General features: G+C 66.2%; 21 protein-coding genes and 1 tRNA gene. 14 read left to right on the forward strand and 8 right to left on the reverse strand.

Annotation, left to right across the window (positions count from 1 at the left end; genetic code table 11):
• Window positions 1-33 precede the first annotated feature (33 nt).
• Entirely contained in the window at window positions 34-687 is a 654-nt protein-coding gene (locus BST42_RS28005) for an SAF domain-containing protein (protein WP_083122976.1), read from the reverse strand.
• A 190-nt stretch (window positions 688-877) separates the two neighbouring features.
• Here BST42_RS28005 and BST42_RS28010 point away from each other — a divergent pair, with 190 nt between their 5' ends.
• The gene (locus BST42_RS28010) at window positions 878-2,038 is read left to right on the forward strand and encodes an EAL domain-containing protein (RefSeq protein ID WP_165760950.1); all 1,161 of its coding nucleotides are present in this window, start codon (window positions 878-880) and stop codon (window positions 2,036-2,038) included.
• A 39-nt stretch (window positions 2,039-2,077) separates the two neighbouring features.
• Here the strand turns inward: BST42_RS28010 and BST42_RS28015 are convergent, their stop codons facing one another.
• Complete coding sequence (locus BST42_RS28015) at window positions 2,078-2,404, reverse strand: FmdB family zinc ribbon protein (RefSeq protein ID WP_083122978.1); 327 nt, start codon at window positions 2,402-2,404, stop codon at window positions 2,078-2,080.
• 169 nt (window positions 2,405-2,573) lie between these two features.
• Complete coding sequence (locus BST42_RS28020; protein ID WP_237159624.1) at window positions 2,574-3,194, reverse strand: 5-formyltetrahydrofolate cyclo-ligase; 621 nt, start codon at window positions 3,192-3,194, stop codon at window positions 2,574-2,576.
• 45 nt (window positions 3,195-3,239) lie between these two features.
• On the opposite strand from BST42_RS28020, the gene BST42_RS28025 reads away from it, so the two are divergent.
• From BST42_RS28025 to BST42_RS28050, 6 genes are all read left to right on the forward strand, one after another.
• On the forward strand, window positions 3,240-4,160 hold the full coding sequence (locus tag BST42_RS28025) for a UTP--glucose-1-phosphate uridylyltransferase (RefSeq protein WP_083122980.1): 921 nt from the start codon (window positions 3,240-3,242) through the stop codon (window positions 4,158-4,160).
• 50 nt (window positions 4,161-4,210) lie between these two features.
• Window positions 4,211-5,464, forward strand: coding sequence for a molybdotransferase-like divisome protein Glp (glp, locus tag BST42_RS28030; RefSeq protein WP_083122981.1), 1,254 nt, complete (start codon window positions 4,211-4,213; stop codon window positions 5,462-5,464).
• A 14-nt stretch (window positions 5,465-5,478) separates the two neighbouring features.
• Complete coding sequence (locus BST42_RS28035) at window positions 5,479-6,132, forward strand: GNAT family N-acetyltransferase (protein WP_083122982.1); 654 nt, start codon at window positions 5,479-5,481, stop codon at window positions 6,130-6,132.
• 146 nt (window positions 6,133-6,278) lie between these two features.
• On the forward strand, window positions 6,279-7,349 hold the full coding sequence (gene sepX / locus BST42_RS28040) for a divisome protein SepX/GlpR (RefSeq protein WP_083122983.1): 1,071 nt from the start codon (window positions 6,279-6,281) through the stop codon (window positions 7,347-7,349).
• A gap of 51 nt (window positions 7,350-7,400) precedes the next feature.
• A tRNA-Ala gene (locus BST42_RS28045) sits at window positions 7,401-7,473 on the forward strand.
• A gap of 184 nt (window positions 7,474-7,657) precedes the next feature.
• Complete coding sequence (locus BST42_RS28050) at window positions 7,658-8,068, forward strand: DUF5313 domain-containing protein (protein ID WP_264048815.1); 411 nt, start codon at window positions 7,658-7,660, stop codon at window positions 8,066-8,068.
• Here BST42_RS28050 and BST42_RS28055 read toward each other — a convergent pair whose 3' ends face one another.
• On the reverse strand, window positions 8,069-8,491 hold the full coding sequence (locus BST42_RS28055) for a PPOX class F420-dependent oxidoreductase (RefSeq protein ID WP_083122985.1): 423 nt from the start codon (window positions 8,489-8,491) through the stop codon (window positions 8,069-8,071).
• A gap of 122 nt (window positions 8,492-8,613) precedes the next feature.
• Between BST42_RS28055 and treS the strand changes: the two genes are divergently transcribed.
• Both treS and BST42_RS28065 read left to right on the forward strand, forming a co-directional pair.
• Window positions 8,614-10,893, forward strand: coding sequence for a maltose alpha-D-glucosyltransferase (gene treS, locus BST42_RS28060; RefSeq protein WP_083122986.1), 2,280 nt, complete (start codon window positions 8,614-8,616; stop codon window positions 10,891-10,893).
• A 35-nt stretch (window positions 10,894-10,928) separates the two neighbouring features.
• Window positions 10,929-11,717: a bestrophin-like domain gene (locus BST42_RS28065; RefSeq protein WP_083122987.1), complete on the forward strand. Its 789-nt coding sequence runs from the start codon at window positions 10,929-10,931 to the stop codon at window positions 11,715-11,717.
• A gap of 28 nt (window positions 11,718-11,745) precedes the next feature.
• On the opposite strand, the gene BST42_RS28070 is transcribed toward BST42_RS28065, so the two are convergent.
• Window positions 11,746-12,297, reverse strand: a complete 552-nt coding sequence (locus BST42_RS28070; RefSeq protein ID WP_083122988.1) for a TetR/AcrR family transcriptional regulator — start codon at window positions 12,295-12,297, stop codon at window positions 11,746-11,748.
• A 164-nt stretch (window positions 12,298-12,461) separates the two neighbouring features.
• Between BST42_RS28070 and BST42_RS28075 the strand changes: the two genes are divergently transcribed.
• A complete protein-coding gene (locus BST42_RS28075) occupies window positions 12,462-13,682 on the forward strand; it encodes a cytochrome P450 (protein ID WP_083122989.1) in 1,221 nt (406 codons plus the stop codon).
• Here BST42_RS28075 and BST42_RS28080 read toward each other — a convergent pair.
• Window positions 13,675-14,106: a DUF1398 domain-containing protein gene (locus BST42_RS28080; protein ID WP_083122990.1), complete on the reverse strand. Its 432-nt coding sequence runs from the start codon at window positions 14,104-14,106 to the stop codon at window positions 13,675-13,677. The two genes, BST42_RS28075 and BST42_RS28080, sit on opposite strands and share 8 nt — an antisense overlap.
• Before the next feature lie 49 nt (window positions 14,107-14,155).
• Between BST42_RS28080 and BST42_RS28085 the strand changes: the two genes are divergently transcribed.
• Window positions 14,156-14,584, forward strand: coding sequence for a MarR family winged helix-turn-helix transcriptional regulator (locus tag BST42_RS28085; RefSeq protein WP_083122991.1), 429 nt, complete (start codon window positions 14,156-14,158; stop codon window positions 14,582-14,584).
• Here the strand turns inward: BST42_RS28085 and BST42_RS28090 are convergent.
• Window positions 14,575-15,123 (reverse strand): hypothetical protein, encoded by a 549-nt coding sequence (locus BST42_RS28090; protein ID WP_083123002.1) that lies wholly within the window; start codon window positions 15,121-15,123, stop codon window positions 14,575-14,577. The two genes, BST42_RS28085 and BST42_RS28090, sit on opposite strands and share 10 nt — an antisense overlap.
• A 186-nt stretch (window positions 15,124-15,309) precedes the next feature.
• Between BST42_RS28090 and BST42_RS28095 the strand changes: the two genes are divergently transcribed.
• Complete coding sequence (locus BST42_RS28095) at window positions 15,310-16,491, forward strand: histidine phosphatase family protein (RefSeq protein WP_165760951.1); 1,182 nt, start codon at window positions 15,310-15,312, stop codon at window positions 16,489-16,491.
• Window positions 16,492-16,506: 15 nt separating this feature from the next.
• On the opposite strand, the gene BST42_RS28100 is transcribed toward BST42_RS28095, so the two are convergent.
• Window positions 16,507-17,259 carry an O-methyltransferase gene (locus tag BST42_RS28100; protein ID WP_083122993.1) on the reverse strand — a complete coding sequence of 251 codons (753 nt, stop codon included), beginning with the start codon at window positions 17,257-17,259 and terminating at the stop codon, window positions 16,507-16,509.
• 116 nt (window positions 17,260-17,375) lie between these two features.
• On the opposite strand from BST42_RS28100, the gene BST42_RS28105 reads away from it, so the two are divergent.
• Together BST42_RS28105 and BST42_RS28110 are read left to right on the forward strand one after the other, a co-directional pair.
• The gene (locus BST42_RS28105; protein WP_237159625.1) at window positions 17,376-18,152 is read left to right on the forward strand and encodes a methyltransferase family protein; all 777 of its coding nucleotides are present in this window, start codon (window positions 17,376-17,378) and stop codon (window positions 18,150-18,152) included.
• Window positions 18,153-18,168: 16 nt separating this feature from the next.
• Window positions 18,169-20,418, forward strand: coding sequence for an MMPL family transporter (locus BST42_RS28110; RefSeq protein WP_083122995.1), 2,250 nt, complete (start codon window positions 18,169-18,171; stop codon window positions 20,416-20,418).
• Window positions 20,419-20,473 lie beyond the last annotated feature (55 nt).

The following is a 20,473-nucleotide window of genomic DNA, read 5'->3' on the forward strand; positions in this document are numbered from 1 at the left end:
CCACCCCGCTGCCCCCACCGCCTGTCGGGTAGCTCAGTGGATCGTCAGGGTGACGGTCTGAACCAGCGTTGCCGCCGCCAACGCGTGCGCGCCTGCGGCAGGCAACGCCACCAACACCACCCGGTCATCGCCGGCGCCGGCTGCCTTCTGCTTGGGTGAAACCAGCACCACGACGGCGTTGGTGGCCGCAAGCGTCGGCTTCGCGTCGCCGCCGGCATCCGCGGCGCCCATGACGTCGACGACGTCGCCAGGCCGGATCACGTCGAGCACCGCCGCGTCGGCAAGATGCAGCGGGACCACCCGGGCGTCGGGGCCTGCGGTGAGACCGGTCAATCGTGAACCGAGCACCCTGACGTCGGTGAGTACCTCACCTCGTCGCGCCGGTCCGGCCAGGGTCACCCCGACAACATCGTCGACTCTCACTTGGGCGCCGTCGGGAACCGTTGCCGCAGAACGCTTCTCCACCGTGACATCGTCAACGGACAACGCCAGCCCCGGGCTGAGATCATGCGTTGTGACCACCACGTCGATTCGGTGGTGGTCGGGGTCGGGCCGCAGCGCGGCAATGCCGGCGAGAACGACCAGCGCACCGGCCACGACCCGGCGCGCCACGACGGTGCGGGTGAAGTCGGGGCGGAGCATGTGCCGGATCCGGCTCGGCAGTGTGGGGTTGAGCGACTCGCCCATGACGCAACCGTAGAGCGCGGGAAGCGACGGTGGTTTCGCGTCGTATGTTCGCCTGTTGACAACTGCCGCGGCGGAGGAAGGATTGTTTGCAGGCGGGCGTCTTTGTGCTTTCTGGACGCCCTGAGTGATGTTTGCCTGTACCGTATCCAGCTGTAGTTCGGCGCCTGTGCTGGGGAGAGGGGGCGCAGTAGTGAACGCTGATCAGCTTCTTGCGCGCAGACTCTTGGGGGCTCTTGCGACCGGCGTGGTGCAGCCGTTCTTTCAGCCGATCGTGTCCCTGGACGACGGGCACGTCCTGGGATTCGAAGTCCTCGCCCGGTGGAACGATCCGGAGCAGGGCTACATCGCTCCCGACCGGTTCATCCCGATCGCGGACCGGTTCGGACTGCTCGATCGCATGCTGGATCAGCTGATGCGCGCCGCGTTTTCGGCCGCCGCGGACTGGCCGCACCATCTGTTCCTCGGCTTCAATGTCTCACCAACCCAGCTGCGCAACCCCGAGCTGGCCACCAGGATCGCCAAAGCGGCGATGGACTCGTCATTTCCGTTGAGCCGCGTGCACATTGAAGTCACCGAGTCGGGCTTCATCGACGACCTGGCCCAGCCACGACGAACGCTCGACCGGCTGATCAACCTCGGCTGCATGATCGCCATGGACGATTTCGGCACCGGTTACTCAAGCCTGACGTGGCTCAGCACGTTGCCGTTCTCGAAATTGAAGGTCGACGCCAGCTTCGTGGCGGCGATGGAGGAACACCGTCAGAGCCGCAAGATCGTGCACGCGGTGGTGAGCTTGGGTCACAGTTTGGGCCTGGCTGTCGTGGCGGAAGGGGTCGAGACTCCCGGGCAGGCCGAGTTGTTGCGGACGATGGGTTGCAAGCTGGCGCAGGGCTATCTGTTCGGGCGACCGATGCCGGCTCAGCAGGTGCCAGATGTGTTGGCACAGATGGCTTCCGCACGGGCCGCCGAGAATCTGTCGGTGCCGATGTCCCTGGAATTGCGCGCCCATCGGTTGTCCGAGAGCTACGCTCCCGACGCTGCTGTCGCGTTCATGGATCCGGCAGGCACCGTCGTGGCGTCCAGCGCCGCGTTCGACAACACGCTGGACTCCGCCGGGGGAGAAGTGGCCGGACGCCCCATCTGGGATCTGATCGGGGTCACTCCGGACACCATGGCCGAGCTTCGCGCCTCCGACCTGCTCGACGAGCCTTTCCCGGCGTTCGACGAGAAGGCGTCCGACGGATCGGTGGAACAGGTTCATATCCGCCCGGTCAAGGACGAGAGCAGTGAACTGGTCGGCTTTTCAATCGAATTCGGGGACAACCCCGATCCGGCTGGAATGGCTTCCTGAGCGCGCCGAACTCTTTGCGCCCCAACGATGTTCGGAGTGTCAGCTCGATGCTGCGGCGGCGGGCGCCGAGGACGTGGACGAACTCGACGAACTGGATGAACTCGACGAGCTCGACGAGTCGCTGGAGCTCGTCGACTTCTCCGAAGTCGACGACGAGGACGACTCCGACTTGCCGCTGCTCTTGCCTGCTTCGCGGCTATCCGTGCGGTAGAAGCCGCTGCCCTTGAAGACCACGCCGACCGAATTGAACAGCTTGCGCAGCCGACCCGAGCACTCGGGGCACGTGGTCAGGGCGTCATCAGTGAACGCCTGTACCGCGTCGAAGCGGTTGTCGCACTCGGTACACGCGTAGCTGTAGGTCGGCACTTGAACCTCCGGAACGAGACTTGGTCTTTTAGCACTCTACCGTGCCAAGTGCTAGAACCGCCACGTGGCACGTATCATTCCCCCAAGCCGCGCCGGGGGTACGCCGCGACGAAATGGGGAAAAAACCCTTCGAGGGGGAGCGTGCGGGTGCATGGTATGCGCAATGGCCTCACGCTGTGTTGGCCAGCGCAGAAAGACCGTGTTTGGGGGTGAGGACATGGGTCATCCGAACGTCATGAGGTTCGCTGGGCAGTTCGTCGACAAGCTCCACGTCGCGAACCACCGCGACCAGCTTGGCGGTGGGTTGGCACAGCGACAGCGAGCGATCGTAGAAGCCGCCGCCGCGACCCAGCCGCACTCCTCGGCGGTCCACCGCCAGAGCCGGCACGAGCACGAGGTCGGCGTCGCCCACGGCCGAGCTCGGCAACACCGGCTCGGCGGGCTCACGCAGCCCGTATCGTGCGGCGACCAGCGCGCCGGGCACGTAGATGCCCCACTGCAGGGCCAGGGGTTCACCGTCGGCGGTGCGCGTCACCGGCAACAGCACGCGGGCGCACAGTTCGCGCAGCCGGTCCACCAGCTGGGGCGAACCCGGCTCGGTGCCCACCGGGAGATAGGCGCACACGGTGTCGTTCCGGCCCACGAACTCCTCGAGGTGCGCACAGAGCGCCACTGCCTCTGCCGTCCGCACCTCGGCAGGCACCTCCCGGCGCGCCGCCAACAGGGCAGCCCGGTGTTGGGCTTTAGTACCGGCGAGCACGCCGTCCACCATGTCAGCGCGCAACTGCATTGCGCCAGAGTGAAGGACCAACATGTTGCCGTTAGGGTGTGAACGATGAGGCCGCCAGAGGTCCCGATTCCACGCACAGCGATCGTCCCCGCGGCCGGATTGGGAACGCGATTCCTGCCCGCCACCAAGACAGTGCCCAAGGAATTGCTGCCTGTCGTCGACACGCCCGGTATCGAACTCGTCGCCGAGGAGGCTGCGGAGGCGGGCGCCGAGCGGCTGGTGATCGTCACCTCGGAAGGCAAAGACAGCGTGGTCGCCCACTTCGTCGAGGATCTGGTGCTGGAAGGCACGCTGGAGGCTCGCGGCAAGAAGGCGATGCTGGAGAAGGTGCGACGCGCCCCGGCACTGATCAAGGTCGAGTCGGTGGTGCAGCACGAGCCGTTGGGGCTGGGCCACGCGGTCGGTTGTGTGGAAGCGGTGTTGTCGCCGGACGAGGACGCGGTCTCGGTACTGCTGCCTGACGACCTGGTGCTGCCGACCGGTGTGCTCGAGACCATGGCGAAGGTGCGGGCCAAGCGGGGCGGCACGGTGCTGTGTGCCATCGAGGTGACCGAGGACGAGGTCAGCTCCTACGGTGTGTTCGATGTCGAGCCGGTCCCCGATGCGGCAAATCCGAACGTGCTCAAGGTCAAAGGCATGGTGGAGAAGCCCAAGGCGGAGGATGCGCCCTCGCTGTTCGCCGCCGCGGGCCGCTACATCCTCGATCGGGCGATCTTCGACGCGCTGCGTCGCGTCGATCGGGGTGTCGGCGGGGAGATCCAGCTGACCGACGCCATCGAGTTGTTGATCAAGGAGGGCCACCCGGTGCATGTTGTGGTGCACCGCGGCTCTCGACACGACTTGGGAAATCCCGGCGGCTACTTGAAGGCTGCGGTTGACTTTGCCTTGGATCGTGACGACTATGGCCCGGATTTGCGGCGATGGTTGACGGCACGCCTGGGCCTGGCGGACAAGACCGAACAGTAGAAGCTGCGGCGGGCCCGCGCGAGGAGAAGCTCGAGGCAGAAAGGCGCCCGGTGCGTTCGGTAGAGGAACAGCAGGCCAGAGTGGCGGCCGCGGCGGTGGCGCCACGCCCGGTACGCGTGCCGATCGCCGAGGCGCAGGGCCTGATGTGCGCCGAGGAAGTGATCACCGAACATCCGCTGCCCGGTTTCGACCAGGCCGCCATCGACGGCTATGCGGTCCGCAGCGTGGATGTCCAGGGTCTCGGCGGCGACGCCGATGACGAGCCGGGCGCCGACATCAGCCTGCCGGTGATGGGTGTGATCGAGGCCGGCGCGCGTACCCCGAGCCGGTTGCAGCCCAAGCAAGCCGCCCGGGTGCAGACCGGCGCGCCGATGCCGACGCTGGCCGATGCGGTGCTGCCGTTGCGCTGGACCGACGGCGGTCAGGCGCGGGTGCGAGTGCTGCGCGGGGTCCGGTCGGGCGCCTACGTGCGCCGGGCTGGTGACGATGTGCAGCCCGGTGACGTCGCGGTGCGCGCCGGGGCGACGATCGGCGCCGCGCAGGTGGGACTTCTGGCCGCGGTCGGCCGCGAGCGGGTGCTGGTGCATCCGCGTCCCCGGGTGACCGTGATGAGTGTGGGCGGCGAGTTGGTCGACATCTCCCGGACGCCCGGCAATGGCCAGGTGTACGACGTCAACTCCTATGCGATCGCTGCCGCGGCGCGCGATGCCGGCGCCGAGGTTAATCGGGTGGGCATCGTCAGCACCGATCCGAAGTCGTTGCGCGAGGCCGTCGAGGGTCAGCTCAACCGAGCCGAGGTGGTCGTGATCGCCGGAGCGGTCGGTGGGGCTGCGGCCGAAGGTGTGCGCGCGGTGCTGTCCAAGCTCGGCGAGATGGAGGTCACCAGGATCGCCATGCATCCCGGGTCGGTGCAGGGCTTCGGTCAGCTGGGCCGCGAACGGGTCCCGACGTTCCTGTTGCCGGCGAACCCGGTCAGCGCGCTGGTGGTTTTCGAAGTCATGGTTCGCCCGCTGATTCGGCTCTCGCTGGGCAAGCGGCAATCGCTCCGGCGTGTCGTGCAGGCCCGGGCGTTGTCGCCGATTTCGTCGGTGCCCGGGCGGAAGGGATTCCTGCGGGGACAGCTCATGCGGGATCAGGACACCGGCGAATATCTGGTGCAGGCGCTCGGCGGCGCCCCGGGTTCGTCGTCGCATCTCTTGGCGACGCTGGCCGAGGCCAACTGCTTGGTCGTGGTGCCGACCGAGCTGGATCAGGTCCGAACCGGCGAGGTCGTCGACGTCGCCTTCCTGGCTCAACGAGGGTGAACCGCGGAGCATAAGTGAATTTGTGGCGAAACAGTTCCCTGCACCCGGGCTGGCCCGCTTCCGTCGGTCCGCTGCGGGTCGCCGCAGGGGTGATCCGGTTGCGTCCGGTGCGGATGCGCGACGCGGCGATGTGGAGCCGCATTCGTCTGGCAGACCGCCGCTACCTCGAGCCGTGGGAGCCCACCGCTGAGGTGGATTGGACTGTGCGGCATGCGGTTTCGTCCTGGCCGCCGGTGTGCTCAGGCCTTCGGGCGGAGGCGCGCAAGGGTCGGATGTTGCCGTATGTGATCGAACTCGACGGGCAGTTCAGCGGTCAGCTCACGATCGGCAACGTGACGCACGGGGCGTTGCGCTCAGCGTGGATCGGCTATTGGGTGTCCAGTGCCGTGACCGGTGGCGGGGTGGCCACGGGTGCGCTTGCGCTGGGGCTCGACCACTGCTTCGGGCCGGTCGGGCTGCATCGGGTGGAGGCGACGGTGCGTCCGGAGAATGCGGCGAGTCGCGCGGTGCTGGCCAAGGTGGGGTTCCGTGAGGAGGGCTTGCTGGAGCGGTACCTCGATGTCGACGGTGCGTGGCGCGACCACCTGCTGGTGGGGATGACGGTGGAAGAGGTCGAGGGCTCGGTGGCGGGTCGGCTGGTGCACCGCGGGCTGGCGCACTGGGCGTGATTGCCGAGGCGACTTGTTACTAATGTGACATTTGTGGCTGTTGGTGCTTGTCAAGGGCAAATTACAAGTGTGTAATTGACTCCGGCGCGCCGTCCCGGGTTGCCAAGGTCACGGACCTAGCCTGGACGCGAAAGGAGCAGGCCACCATGCCAAGCATCCCCCAATCATTGCTCTGGATCTCTCTTGTGGTGCTGTGGTTGTTCGTGTTGGTCCCGATGCTCATCAGCAAGCGTGACAACGTCCGCCGGACCAGTGACGTCGCGCTTGCCACCCGAGTGCTCAACGGCGGCGAGAAGTCGCGCCGGTTCAAGCGCAGCGGCCCCTCGGCCGGTCATCGGCACGACCCGGACTGGCAGCCCGAAGAGGACCAGTTTGACGAGCTGGACTCCGACGACGAGGTGACGCCGTCGCGGACCCGCACGGTCGTTGTGGTGGCCGCGGTCACCGAGGAGGCCGAGTCGGATTACCTCGACGTCGACGTGGTCGACGAGGATTCCGGTGCACTGCCGGTCGGAGGCGCCGCGCGCAGCGCCCAGGTCCAGCCGAGCCTGTTCGACGAAGCTCCGGCGCCGGTGGTGGCCGAACCGGTGGCGGAGGTCGACGAGACCAGCGACGAGATGCAGGACGACCAGGCCGACCCCGCGCCCGCGAGCGACGACACCGATCAGTTCCAGGCGGTCACCGAGGATCAGCCGCAGGACGGCACCGAGGACGAGTACGAATATGTCGAGGACACGTCCGGTCTGGAGGCCGAGGACGAGCCGGCGACGACCGTGACGCCGCGGGCCGGCCGGCCGCGTCGTGCGGAGTCCACGACGGCCGCGGCGGTCAGCGCTCGCAAGTACCGCTTCCGCAAGCGGATGCTGATGGCGATGGCGGCGGTCATGGTCGTCACGGCCGCGCTGTCCTTCACCGTCAGCTCGGATCTGTGGTGGGTCACCGGCGCGGCCGGTGCCGTGACAGTGCTGTACCTGGCGTATCTGCGCCGTCAGACCAGGATCGAGGAGCAGGTGCGCCGGCGTCGCCAGCAGCGGATGGCGCGCTCGCGGCTCGGGGTCGAGAACACCCAGGACCGCGAATTCGACGTCGTGCCGTCCCGGCTGCGCCGTCCCGGTGCAGCGGTGCTGGACATCGATGATGAGGACCCGATCTTCGAGCACCTCGACGAGGTCGCGTTCGCGCGGCACTTCGACCTCCCGCGGGCGGCAGGCCAGTAGGTCTCCGGTTTCAACAAGGCGGGCTGCGACTGGTAGCCTGCTAGCGACCAAGGGGCTATAGCGCAGTTGGTAGCGCGTCTCGTTCGCATCGAGAAGGTCAGGGGTTCGATTCCCCTTAGCTCCACAGAGTTTGGGCAGTTCAAGGCTGCGGTCAGCGGCAGGTATCCCGTCGAACCGGCACAAAGCTCGGCGCAGGCAGGGTGATCAACGCCTCAGCTCAACGGAAATTGTCGCGCGCGACGGCGAGTAGGGTACGGGTTAGGAAACCGCTACCCGAGGAGGCTGCCACGTCCGCCGACCGGCCCAATCTGGGCCAACTCATCATGTATTCGTACGGGTTCCGGCGACTGCCCGATTCCATGCGGGAGTGGGTCGCGAACGACCTCGCAGGCCCCGGTGCCGTCAAGCGGTTCATGCTCAAAGCGGCGATCCCGCCGTTCTTCCTGCTGGCGCCGTTTTGGCTGCTGCCGGTGGAGAACAACTCGTTGTACGTGCACGCCGAGATGACGGTGCCGCTATATCTGTGGACGCTGGCGATTTCGCTTGCGCTGAACAAGGTTTGGCGGCGCCATCGGTTGGCTGTGCACGGCCTGGACCCGAACCTGGTCGACGTGATCAAGCGGCAGAAGAACGCCCGGATCGAAGAGGATTACATCGCCCGGTTCGGCCCGCGCCCGCAGGAAGCCGAGCACCAGAAGAACAGCAATCCGTTCTTCTGATCAGCCGGCGACGTCGAACGCCTTGATCACCTTCGTCGGGGCCACCCGCACCACCAATTCACCCGGCACCCCGTTGCGTCTGCCGAATTCCTCGGCGCGCTCGGCTCCCATATAGCGGGCCGCGATACGGGTCGCGAGGTCGAGCAGTTCGTCGGGATTCTCGCTGAGCGACGCGGTGCCCTGCACCTGAACGAAGGAGAACGGCGGATCCTGGTCGTCGACGCAGATCGTGACCCGTGGGTCGCGGCTCAGCGCGCGGCCTTTGGCGGTCGCCTTCCCGGTGTTGAACACGAGTTGACCGCCGTCGACGATGAACCACACCGGGGCGACGAGCGGCCTGCCGTCTGCCGCGACATAGGCCAGCTTGGCCGTTCGGGTGCCCTCGGAGAGGAATGCGGACACATCGTCGGAGAGTTCGTCCATACCGTCGAGGCTAGGCGCTTGACCCGCGAAGCGTTTCGACCCGCGCCGCAGGTGGCAATACTCGAGTGGCGCGTCGTCGGGTTTGGCAGGCAAGGTTGAAGCAAGACAAAGTCAGGAGTCTCATGTCGCAGACGGTGGAGTCCACATCTGATGGGCTGCCCGACGATGGACCGCCCGACGAGGGTGAAACCGGCAATGCGCCCGCCGAGATCACCTACGACGAGCATCTGCACCCCGCCCGACCTCGAACGTTGCGGTTCCGCCCGCGCGTGCGAAACCCGTTCGTACGCAGGTCGATTGCGCAGGACGGTTCGCCGACGGCGGACAACCAGGCCTACGTGTCGTGGCTGTTGTCACAGTCGATGCTCGCCGACGCCAACGAGATCAGCCAGCAATTCTCGGGCCAGGGTTCGATGTGGCAGAACCCGTACGCCACGCCCAGTCCACGCAGTGCCGTCGATGCCGCGTCGGTCTGGTTCACCGCGTACCCGCTGTCTCTCATCACCCGGCCCGAGGAGTCGTTCCTCAAGGCCATGGCCGATGAAGCGATGTGGAAGGCATTCGCGGAGATCGGTATCGAGGGAATCCACACCGGCCCCGTCAAACGCGCCGGTGGCATCGCCGGCTGGCAGCTGACGCCCAGCGTCGACGGTCACTTCGACCGGATCAGCACGCAGATCGACCCGGCGTTCGGCACCGAGGACGAGTTTCGCCAGATGTGCGGCACCGCGAACTGGTACGGCGGCACGATTCTGGACGACATCGTGCCCGGGCATACCGGCAAGGGCGCGGATTTCCGGCTTGCGGAGATGAAGTACGCCGATTACCCCGGCATCTATCACATGATCGACATCGATCCGCTGGACTGGGAGCACCTGCCCGATGTTCCGCACGGCCGGGACTCGGTCAACGTCGACGCCGCGACGGAGGAATGGCTCGACAAGGCCGGCTACATCATCGGCCGGCTGCAGCGCGTGATCTTCTACGCCGAGGGCATCAAGGAGACCAACTGGAGTGTCACCCGCCCCGTCGTCGGCATCGACGGCGTCGAGCGGCGATGGGTGTATCTGCACTACTTCAAGGAGGGGCAGCCCTCGATCAACTGGCTCGACCCGTCCTTCGCCGGTATGCGCCTCGTCATCGGTGACGCACTGCACTCGCTGACCGATCTCGGTTCGGGTGGGTTGCGCCTCGACGCCAACGGCTTCCTCGGCGCCGAGAAGACGTCCGGGGACGACGGCGTGGGATGGTCGGAAGGCCACCCGCTCTCGCAGGCAGCCAATCAGTTCATCGGGAGCATGGTGCGCAAGCTGGGCGGTTTCACCTTCCAGGAACTGAACCTGACCATCGACGACATCAAGGAGACCAGCGGCACCGGCGCCGATCTGTCCTACGACTTCGTCAACCGGCCCGCCTATCACCACGCGCTGGCGACCGCCGACACCGAGTTCCTGCGTCTGACGCTGCGGACCGCCATCGAACTGGGTGTGGACCCGGCATCACTGGTGCACGCGCTGCAGAACCATGACGAGCTGACCTACGAGCTGGTGCACTGGTCCAACGGCCACAAGGACGACATCTATACCTACAAAGGCCTCGAGATCACCGGCGAGGCGCTCGGCGAACGTGTGCGCGCCGATCTCACCGAAGCGCTCACCGGACCGGCCGCACCGTACAACCGCGTCTTCACGACGAACGGAATCGCTTGCACCACAGCGACAGTGATCGCAGCGACGCTGGGATATCGCGACCTCGACGACATCGACGACGACATCGACCGCATCCGCCGGGCGCACCTGCTGCTGGCCATGTTCAACGCACTTCAGCCCGGAGTGTTCGCGCTGTCCGGCTGGGACCTGTGCGGCATGCTCACGTTGCCATCGGCCGAGGTCGCCGACCTGATGCACGGTGGCGACACCCGGTGGATCCACCGCGCCGCGCACGACCTGATGGGCGTCAACCCGGGGGCGACGAAGTCGAACGCCGGAATGCCGCGCGGCCGAAGCCTGTACGGGTCGATTCCGGAACAGCTCGCCGACGACACCAGCTTCCTGCGCCAATTGCAGGCGATACTGCGGGTGCGGGCGCACTACGGCATTGCCACCAGCCGGCAGGTCGACATTCCTGAGGTGTCGCATCGCGGCATGCTGGTGATGGTGCACCAGCTCGACGCACCCGAGCAGTATCAGCTGACCGTCCTGAACTTCGCCAACGAGGACATCGCAGGCACTGTCCGGTCCAAGACTCTGCCGCCGGGTGCGACCGTGCGCGACATGTTCACCGGAGCGCAGATCGCGGTCGTCGACGATCTGCACAGTTTCGCGGTCGAGATGATCCCGCATCACGGGATGGCGCTTCTGGTCGAGGTCGAGCCTGCCGACGGGGACGGGCACGCGCACTAGACTCCAGCTGCTGTGTGTTGACGGGGGAGTTGCCGATGAGTGGGTGGATCGTCAGTCACATCCCGCCGGGCCTGCTTCTTGTCGTCCTGATCGTCGTGATCGCCGGGGGAGCGATGCTGCTCGCCGCGGGCGTGCGACGCCTGTTCCCGGCTCTGACCCGTGACGAGCACAATGACGTCACCAAGTTCACCTATAGCTTCATCGGCTTCATCTACGCGTTCTTCATCGGTTTCATCGTCTCGTCGATGTGGGGACAGATCTCCACCGCCGACGCCAACGCCCGGGCCGAGGGTTCGGCAGCTGTCGAAATGGCCAGGGATCTCGGGGTTTTCGAGAAGGCTGATGCCGACCGGATCCGGCAGAGCCTGCTCGACTACGAGAACGCCGCCATCGCGGAGTGGAACAGCGACCGCAGCGCCCGGTCACCGGACGCCGACGCCGCTCTGGCGAAGGTGTCGGCGGCCTACCACCAGGTGACCGCGACGACCGACAGCCAGAAGGCTCTCCTGTCGAGTTCATACGCCAACTTGGACAAGGTAAGTCAGGCCCGCACCGTCCGCCTGCTCACCGCACGCGAAGACACCGGTCCGCCGTGGCCGCTGTGGGCGGTCATCTTCCTGACCAGCGCAATGGTTCTCGGCACTGTGATCCTCTACGGAGTGGAGAAGGCCGGGATGCACTACCCGATGGTGGCGATCGTCGGCCTCATCGTGGCGACCAATCTGTTTCTCATCCTCGAGCTTTCCCATCCGTTCATCGGTGGCATCTCCACGTCGCCTGACCCGCTCTACGAGGTTGTCTCGATTCTCACCACCAAACAATGATGGCTCCCGGCTCGTTGCTCGGATCCGATTACCGTGTCTCGAACGCGGGTGCCACGAAGCGCTCCAACACCGCACGCTCCTCGCGCACACTTGCTATCGGTGAGTAGGCGAAGGACACGACAACCCGCACAATCCACTGTGCGGCCAGCGGGTCGTCATCGGTGATGCCGGTCAGCTCGGCCGCGAGATGGGCGAGCATGGGTGAGGAATGCAAGTCCCTCAGGTCTGGTGAACTCCCCGCGCTGAACATCAGGCGCCGCAGCGGGTCGGATCGAATCTGCTGGAGCGCCACGGTGATTGCGGTGATCACCCGTTCCGCGCCGGTGAGCCCCGCCACGGATTGCCGAACGGTGTCGATGATGCCCGCCGCGAGGCGCATCAACACCGCGTCACGGATCTGGCCCTTGCCGCCGGCGTGGCGATACACCGTGGCGCGTGAACAGTGCACCCTCGCGGCCAGGGTGTCGATGTCCAACGCGTCCAGCCCGTCGCGGATGACGAGCTCGGTTGCGGCGGCGTAGATGCGCTCGGCCGCTGCTGCGGCGCGGTCACCGCCCAACACCCAGTCGCTGCGAGCCATGGCAGACATGTTCTCAGGTATGAGACGACAAACTCGCGCGAATGGACTGTTTGCCCAGGTAATCGCCCACCAGTGAGACGCGGCCGCCGTCGAGAGTGCAGGCGCGGTATCGACTTCTTGCTTCACGATTGACGCGGCGCCCGGCCACCACTCAGCGTGAAGAGATGACATCGGCGGACACGGGCCTGGGGCTGGCGCTCTTCGAGGACCGGTACATCCAGGATCCGCACCCGCTGTACGAGCGCATGCATCAGACCGGCGCCGTCCACCGGATCGGGAATTCGGGCTTCTATGCCGTGAGCAGCTGGGACGCCGTCAACGAGGCGGTCGCTCGCCCCGATGACTTCTCCTCGAATCTGACCGCCACCATGATGTACGAGCCGCCGTGTTCCGTCACCGCCTTCCCGGTCGGCGAACTCGGCGGCGATATGCAGGCCTTGGCGACAGCGGACGAACCAGTGCATTCGGTCCACCGGAGACTTCTGCTGCCGCAACTGGCGGCGAAACGCATCCGCGCCGCCGAAGCATTCATCGCCGAAACTGCAGGGGCGCTGTGGAAGACGAATGCCGATGACGACGGTATCGAGTGGATGGGTGCGATGGCCAATCGGCTGCCGATGATGATCGTCGGCCGGATCATCGGGGTGCCCGACACCGACATCGACAGGATCATCCAGTGGGGATACTCGGCCACCCAGGTGGTCGAAGGCTTGGTGACCCCGGCCCAGATGGAGTCTGCCGGCGTCGCTGTGATGGAGCTCAGCGCATATGTTGCAGGGCAATTCGGCCAGGCGGCGGCCGAGCCGCGCGACAATCTGTTGGGTGACCTGGCATCGGCCTGTGCGGCCGGCGACGTCAGTGACCTTGCGGCGCTCGCGATCATGATCACACTGTTCAGTGCAGGCGGTGAATCTACGGCCTCCCTGATCGGTTCTGCCGCTTACCTTCTCGCAACGCAACCCGATGTGCAGCACAGGCTTCGCGATCAGCCCGGCCTGTTGGGGGCGTTCCTGGAGGAAGTGCTCCGGTACGAGCCGCCGTTTCGGGGGCACTACCGTCACGTCGTCAACGACACCGAATTGTTCGGCGTCGAACTCGAGGCGGGATCACGATTGCTGCTGTTGTGGGGCGCCGCCAACCGGGACCCGTCACACTTCGATGACCCCGAAGAGTTCCGACTCGATCGACCGGCTGGCAAGGGCCACATCACCTTTGGCAAGGGCGCGCACTTCTGCGTCGGAGCCGCGTTGGCTCGGCTGGAGGCTCGGATCGTCGTCGGCCAGCTGCTGGAGCGCACTGCGACGATCGACGCCACCGAAGTGGGACGGTGGCTGCCGAGCCTTCTGGTGCGCCGCCTCGAGCGGCTCCAGTTGACCTTCACGTGACCGAAAGCTCCACAGCTGCATACTGTTCGACGTAGACCTGGTCGCCTGAACCGAAGTACGTGCACGTTCGGTGGTCGAGGTCCACCACCCAACGAAGTACGCCGGCACGCCACGCCGCCAGCGCGAACTGCGGGAACGTCGTCTGTCCGGCCTGGTCGGTGCGCAGTGCCTCGATCAGCGCGGCACGGTCGAAGTCCGGTACGTCCGCCATACCGTCGAATAATGCGGGCGACTGAACGACCACGCAGCCGAGTTCGGTGTCGTAAACACTCTGCATCGACGGCAGCCACCAGGTGTTGGTCCGCACGCCGGCCCTTCGCAGTGTCTCGGCGAGATGCGGAAATCCCTGGGTGGCAGGGCGGTTGGCCGCCGCGCTGCGCAGTGCGCTGTCCACATTCGTCATCGCGGGGCTTGCGGCTAGCATGACAGCATCAAATCGTAATGACAATATGTTGTCAAGTGGCGGAGGTGTGATGGCTGACGAGATGGCCATGCTGGTGGCCGACGTGTACGAGCTCGCCGGTTTGTTGCGGCGTTCGGGAGAGGCGATTGCGGCGCGAGAAGGGCAGACGCAAGCCCGGTGGCAGTTTCTCAGTGTCATCTCCGATGACGGGCTGACGGTGCCTCAGGCGGCTCGTCGTCTGGGCGTGACGCGGCAGGCGGTCCAACGAGTCGCGAACGAACTCGTCGATGACCTGCTTGTCGAACTGGCGTCGAATCCCGATCACCGGACTTCGCCGCTGTGCCGGTTGACCGGCGACGGCCGCCGTATCCTGGCTCGTATCAACAAGATCGCCGAGGTGGAGAACAGGCGGCTTACGCAAGCGGTCGGCGCCGAGGTGCTCAAAGCCACGGACCGGGGCGTGCGCAGCGTGACGTCCGCGCTACGGGGTCAGTGGTGACCCCCGCCGCCGACTTCGGCGGGCAGCGGCGGCGGCAACGGCGTCGTCGACGTGAGCGTGGTGCTGGTGGGCGCAGACGACGTCGTCGGTGACGACGATGTCGTAGGCGACGATGATGTGGACGGCGTGGCCGACGTCGATGTCTGCGGACCGTGGTAGTCCACCCACGATTCTTTGCGGACCACCGTGGTGCCGGAGCTGACCACCAACGCACTCGAATTCACCGTGTAGGTGATGCCGTCGTTCACCGCGCTGTAGGACCCGTCGCCAGAACTGGAAGCGGACAGCACCAGCTTGGCGCCATCGCGCACCCGCACACCGCGGTACTCGTATCCGCCCGTCGTCTTGCAGATCGCCACCCGGGAGCTGTCCGTGCTGCCGAAGAGCACCGCGGCTCCCGGACAGCGGGCTGTCGAGTCCAGGTAGCCGTAGGTATCGAAGCTGGGGGCGGCGGCGGCGTGCGGCAGGGCGGTCATCAGCAGAGCGGCGCATGCCGCGGCCGCCGCAGCGCCTGCGGCGCGGATCGCAGAAGAAGACATCGACTTCCACGACACCATGCCCACGCCGGGCGGGCGACTGCCGATGCCGACTCGCCACGCGATCGTTAGTTCGCCGAGACCCGCGCGGGGTGCTTGTAGACAGATTTGCCATTGTGTACTGTGACCGCGCGCACAGTCGGTAGGGTCTGAGCGCGTATCACTGTCGGGGATCAGATGGAGTTCGGGATGCGAAATCAGGCAGGCGTTCGGCATCGGGCACTGAAAGCGCTGGCGACGATCGTCTCGGCGATCGCGTTGTTGGTGATGTCGGCGCTGCCCGCCTGGGCCGCCGACTCGATCACCCTGACCTGGGTGCGGCACGCCGAGTCTTACGGCAACGTGGCCGGCGCCGGGATCGACACCAAGGTGCCCGGCCCGCACCTCACCGAACTCGGCGAGCAGCAGGCCGAAGCCATCGCCCAGCAACTCAAAGACGGCGGGTACGACAGTATCTACGTCTCCGACATGATCCGCACCCACGAGACGGCAGCCCCGCTCGCGACGGAAACCGGACTCACGCCGATCCAGGAGGGTGGCTTCCGGGAGATCAGCGCCGGCATCTTCGAGGGATCGTCGATCGACAGTGGCCTCGGCCGCATCGGCTATTTCCTGATCCCGGTGGCCTGGACCCTGGGGCTGCGCAGCCTGCCCATCCCACTCGGCGAGACCGGCAACGGCTTCGAGTCGCGGGTCAACGGTGCGATCGCCTCGGTGATCGCCAATGGTGACACCAAGCCGGTGATCTTCTCGCACGGCGCGACGATCATGGTCTGGACGATGATGAACGTCGACAATCCCGACGTCATGTTGATGCTCACACATCCGCTGGGCAACACCGCTGTCGTGGTCGTGACCGGCAACCCGGACGACGGCTGGACGCTGCAGAGTTGGGATGGTGTTGCCGTAAGCCAGAATCCGTCGCTCGCCGGCAAGTTGTTCGTGAACACTCGCAGCCTGATCGTGGCGCCGCAGACCGCGGCCTACGACGTCGTCCAGGCCGTCAAGACCGGCGATATCAACAAGGTGGTGGCCGCCGTACGCGACGGCGTCGCCCTCGTCGCCAAGGCCGGCGTCGACTTCGTCAAGAACTCGGTCACCGATATCGCGCAGGCGATCCGCGGGGCACTGCCCGCCTCGGCGAGCCCGGTCGTCAGTCCCCTTGCCGCCAAGGTGAAGTCACCCGCAGCAGCGGCTGCCAAGGCGGAGCCGGCCAAGGCGGAGCCGGCCAAGGTCAACGCCGGTTCCAACCGCAAAACCTCTCCCAAGGCCGATGCGTCCGGGCAGGGCGCGGGCAGTGCCAAGGCGGACGGCGGAGCCAAGAAGGGCACCGGCTCCAGCCGGCGGGCCGCGCACAAAGCGGCTGCCTGACCCACGGTTTGGTACTCAGCGGCGATACTGCGACTCGAGCACCAGGTCGGGCACCAGGTTCTGGTACTCCATATGGGTGCGGTGTTCCACCGTCGTCCAGCCATTGCCCTCGTGGTCGTGCATGAAGGCGCGGTACTTCGGGGATCCGGGAAAGCCCACATTGTCGGCGACGACGATGGCCCCGTTGCGTAGCCAGCCCCGCTCGACGATGCTGAGCAAGTCCGGCAGGTAAGCGTTCTTGTCGTGGTCGATGAACAGGAAATCGACTGTGTCCGAGTCGAATCCGTGCTCACCATGCAGAACGTCGAGGGTGTGCCCGCCGTCGCCGACCGTCCCGACCACGCAGGTGATCCGGTCTGCCACCCCCGCGTGCGCCCAGATCCGCCGGGCCACTGCGGCATTCGCCGATGCGAGCTCGACCGAATACACCCGCGCCGTCGGGGCAGCTCGCGCGATCCGCAACGCGCTATACCCGCAGTAGGTGCCCAACTCCAGCGCCAGTCGGGGATCGGCGCGGCGCACCGCGGCATCGAGCAGCCCGCCCTTTTCGTCGCCGATGTTGACCAGAAACGACTTCGCGTAGGCGTACTCGTCGATGGTGGCCAGCACGCTGTCGATATCGCCGCGACGGGCGTTGGCCTCGACGTAGTCGGCCGCCGCGGCCTCCCGGCCGTCGCCGATCTGGCCCGTCCTGGTGAAGTTCCGGATCCCGATGCCGGTGCGCAGCACCGACCATCGCAGCAGTGGCAAACGCTGGCGAAGATTCATGGACTCACGCTACGTTGTGCTCGCGGGTGCCAGTGACGGGCTTGCGAGAGGTGTGTGTGCGGGCAATAGCGTCGTCGCCCGTCGCCCGGAAAGGCGGCGGCCGGACAGTCCTGGCCGTGAGTTACGGCGTCGTTTGTCATGCGCTGTTCGCCGTGGCCGTCGGGTCGATGGTCGTCGCGATGTACTTCGGCATGAGCCGCTCGTTCGGCAGAGTTCCCGCCCCATGGAGTTGGGTGGCCAACGCCGCGCTGCTGATTCAGTTCCCGGTCGTCCATTCGTTGCTGCTTACCGCCCGCGGCCGGACAGTCCTCGCCAGGCTCGCGCCGCGCGGCACCGGCGCCACCCTGGCGCCGACCACATACGTCATCGTCGGGTCACTTCAGCTGATCGGTTTGTTTGCGCTGTGGACGCCGAGCGGCACCATGTGGTGGCAGGCGGACGGTTCGGCATTGATCGTCATGGTTGCGCTGTACGTGTTCGCCTGGGTGCTGCTGGGCAAGTCGATGCTCGACGCCGGCCTCTCGCTGCAAACCGGCAGCTTGGGATGGGTGGCCCTGCTTCGTGGCCGCAAGCTGGTTTTCCCGAAGATGCCGACGACCGGTCTCTTCCGGCTCAGCCGGCAACCGATCTACGTCGCGTTCGCGCTGACGGTCTGGACGGTGCCGACCTGGACTCCCGATCAGCTGGTGCTGGCACTGGTATTCACAACGTATTGCCTGGTAGGGCCGCTGCTCAAGGAAGCCCGCTTCCGTCGCGTGTTCGGTGCCGAGTTCGACAACTATGCGCGGGGAGTGCCCTATTGGTTACCGTTACCAGGTAGGTTGCGAGGCCGTTCGGGGAGGCGTTGTGAACCTCCTGCTGGTCGTATACGTATCAGCAGAAGGCAGGGCTGAACCTAAGGACGGACCATTGCTGCGAGCGATTGCCCGGCTAGCTATTGCAGCACCGCGTCAGGTGGTCGCCGTAGCGATCCTCGTCATGGTGGCGATCGGCGTCTTCGGCGTACCGGTCGCCAAGAGCCTCTCGCCCAGCGGCTTCGCCGACCCGAACTCGCAGTCGTCGCGTGCCACGCAACTGCTCACCGACAAGTTCGACCAGGGTGATGTCCAGTTCCTGGTCGTGGTGACCGCGGCTGACCGATTCGACAGTCCGGCGGCACGGGCGGCTGCGCTCGACGTCATCGACCAGCTCAAACGCTCCGGTCATGTCACCGGCATCTCGTCGGCATGGACCTCGCCACCGCAGGCCGCGGCCGCGCTCGTCAGCCGCGATCAGAAGTCGGGACTGATCACCGCCGGCATCACCGGAAATGAAGCCGACCAGCAGACCTACGCCAGAGATCTGTCCGCGCAGGTCAGCAGGGACCGCGCCGGCATCGTCGTGCGTACCGGCGGGGTGGCGATGGTCAATCTGCAGGTGACCGAACAGTCGCAGCACGATCTGCTGGTCATGGAGTCGATCGCGATACCGCTCAGTTTTCTGGTGCTGGTCTGGGTGTTCGGCGGCGTGTTCGCCGCCGCACTGCCGGTGGCCGTGGGGCTGGTGGCAATCCTGGGTGCGCTGGCCGTGCTCCGGGTGACGACGTTCTTCACCGACGTCTCGATCTTCGCGCTGAACCTGACCACCGCCATGGGGCTGGCGCTGGCGATCGACTACACGCTGTTGATGATCAGCAGGTATCGCGACGAATTGGCCGAGGGGGCGGATCGGGAGGCGGCGTTGATGCGGACGATGGAGTCCGCGGGCCGCACCGTGCTGTTCTCCGGAACCACCGTCGCACTGTCCATGGGCGCCATGGTGCTGTTCCCGATGCACTTCCTGAAGTCGTTCGCCTATGCCGGCGTGGCCACCGTCGCGCTGGCCGCGGTGGCCGCCATCGTGATCACCCCCGCCGCGATCAGCCTGCTGGGTGATCGGCTCGACTCGCTCGACGTGCGCCGCCTGGTCCGTCGCGGACTGAGTCGAGCCGAACCTGTCCAACGCCCGGTCGACGAGCAATTCTGGTATCGCTCAACGAAATTCGTGATGAAGCGCGCGGCGCCGATAGGGTTGGCCGGCGTCGTTCTGCTGGTGATCCTGGGCGCGCCCTTCCTGGGAGTGCGGCCGGGATTCCCCGACGATCGGGTGCTGCCCACCTCGGCATCGGCGCATCAGGTGGGCGACCTGCTGCGCAGCGAGTTCACCAACAACTCCGAGACCGCGATCCCGGTGGTCATCCCGGATGCGTCCGGCCTGTCCGAGCCGCAGATCGCCCGCTACGCGGCGGACTTGTCGCGCGTCGCGGACGTCCCGTCGGTGTCGGCGCCGATGGGAGCGTTCGTCGACGGGAACCTCGTCGGGCCGCCGACAGCGGCGACCGGATCGGCGTCGGGCAGCGCGCTTCTCACGGTGGAGAGCACCGCCCCGTTGTTCTCGGATCGTTCGGAGAATCAACTCGCCCGGCTGCACGACGTTCCGACGCCGGGCAACACGACGGTCGAATTCGCGGGCACCGCACAGACCAACCGGGACAGCGTGGATGCCATCACCTCGCGGCTGCCCTCCGTGCTCGGTCTGATCGCGGTGATCATGGTGGTGCTGCTGTTCCTGCTGACCGGCAGTGTGGTGCTGCCGCTGAAGGCCCTGGTGCTCAATGTGCTGTCGCTGACGGCGGCCTTCGGCGCGATGGTGTGGATCTTTCAGGACGGTCATCTCGGTGCGCTGGGCACCACCTCGACCGGCACTCTCGTGGCAAACATCCCGGTGCTGTTGTTCTGCATCGCGTTCGGCCTGTCGATGGACTACGAGGTGTTTCTGGTGTCGCGGATCCGGGAGTTCTGGATGGCATCACCGCAGGGCGGTGTCGCCGACAACGACGAGAGCGTCGCTCTCGGGGTGGCCCACACCGGCCGCGTCATCACCGCCGCAGCGCTGATCATGGCAATCTCGTTCGCCGCGCTGACCGCAGCGCAGGTGTCGTTCATGCGGATGTTCGGGCTTGGTCTGGCGCTGGCCGTACTGGCCGACGCCACGCTGGTTCGCCTGGTCCTGGTTCCGGCGTTCATGCACGTCATGGGGCGGTGGAACTGGTGGGCGCCGAAGCCGCTGGCCTGGATGCACCAACGGGTGGGTTTTCGTGAAGACGGTGCACTAAGGCATACTGGGCGACGTGTCAAATAAAGGGCCGCGGGCAAACATCGGTGAACCAGTGTCGGACGATGTTCGTGTCAACCAC

The organism is Mycolicibacterium rhodesiae (assembly GCF_002086695.1).
Classification (GTDB): Bacteria; Actinomycetota; Actinomycetes; order Mycobacteriales; family Mycobacteriaceae; genus Mycobacterium; species Mycobacterium rhodesiae.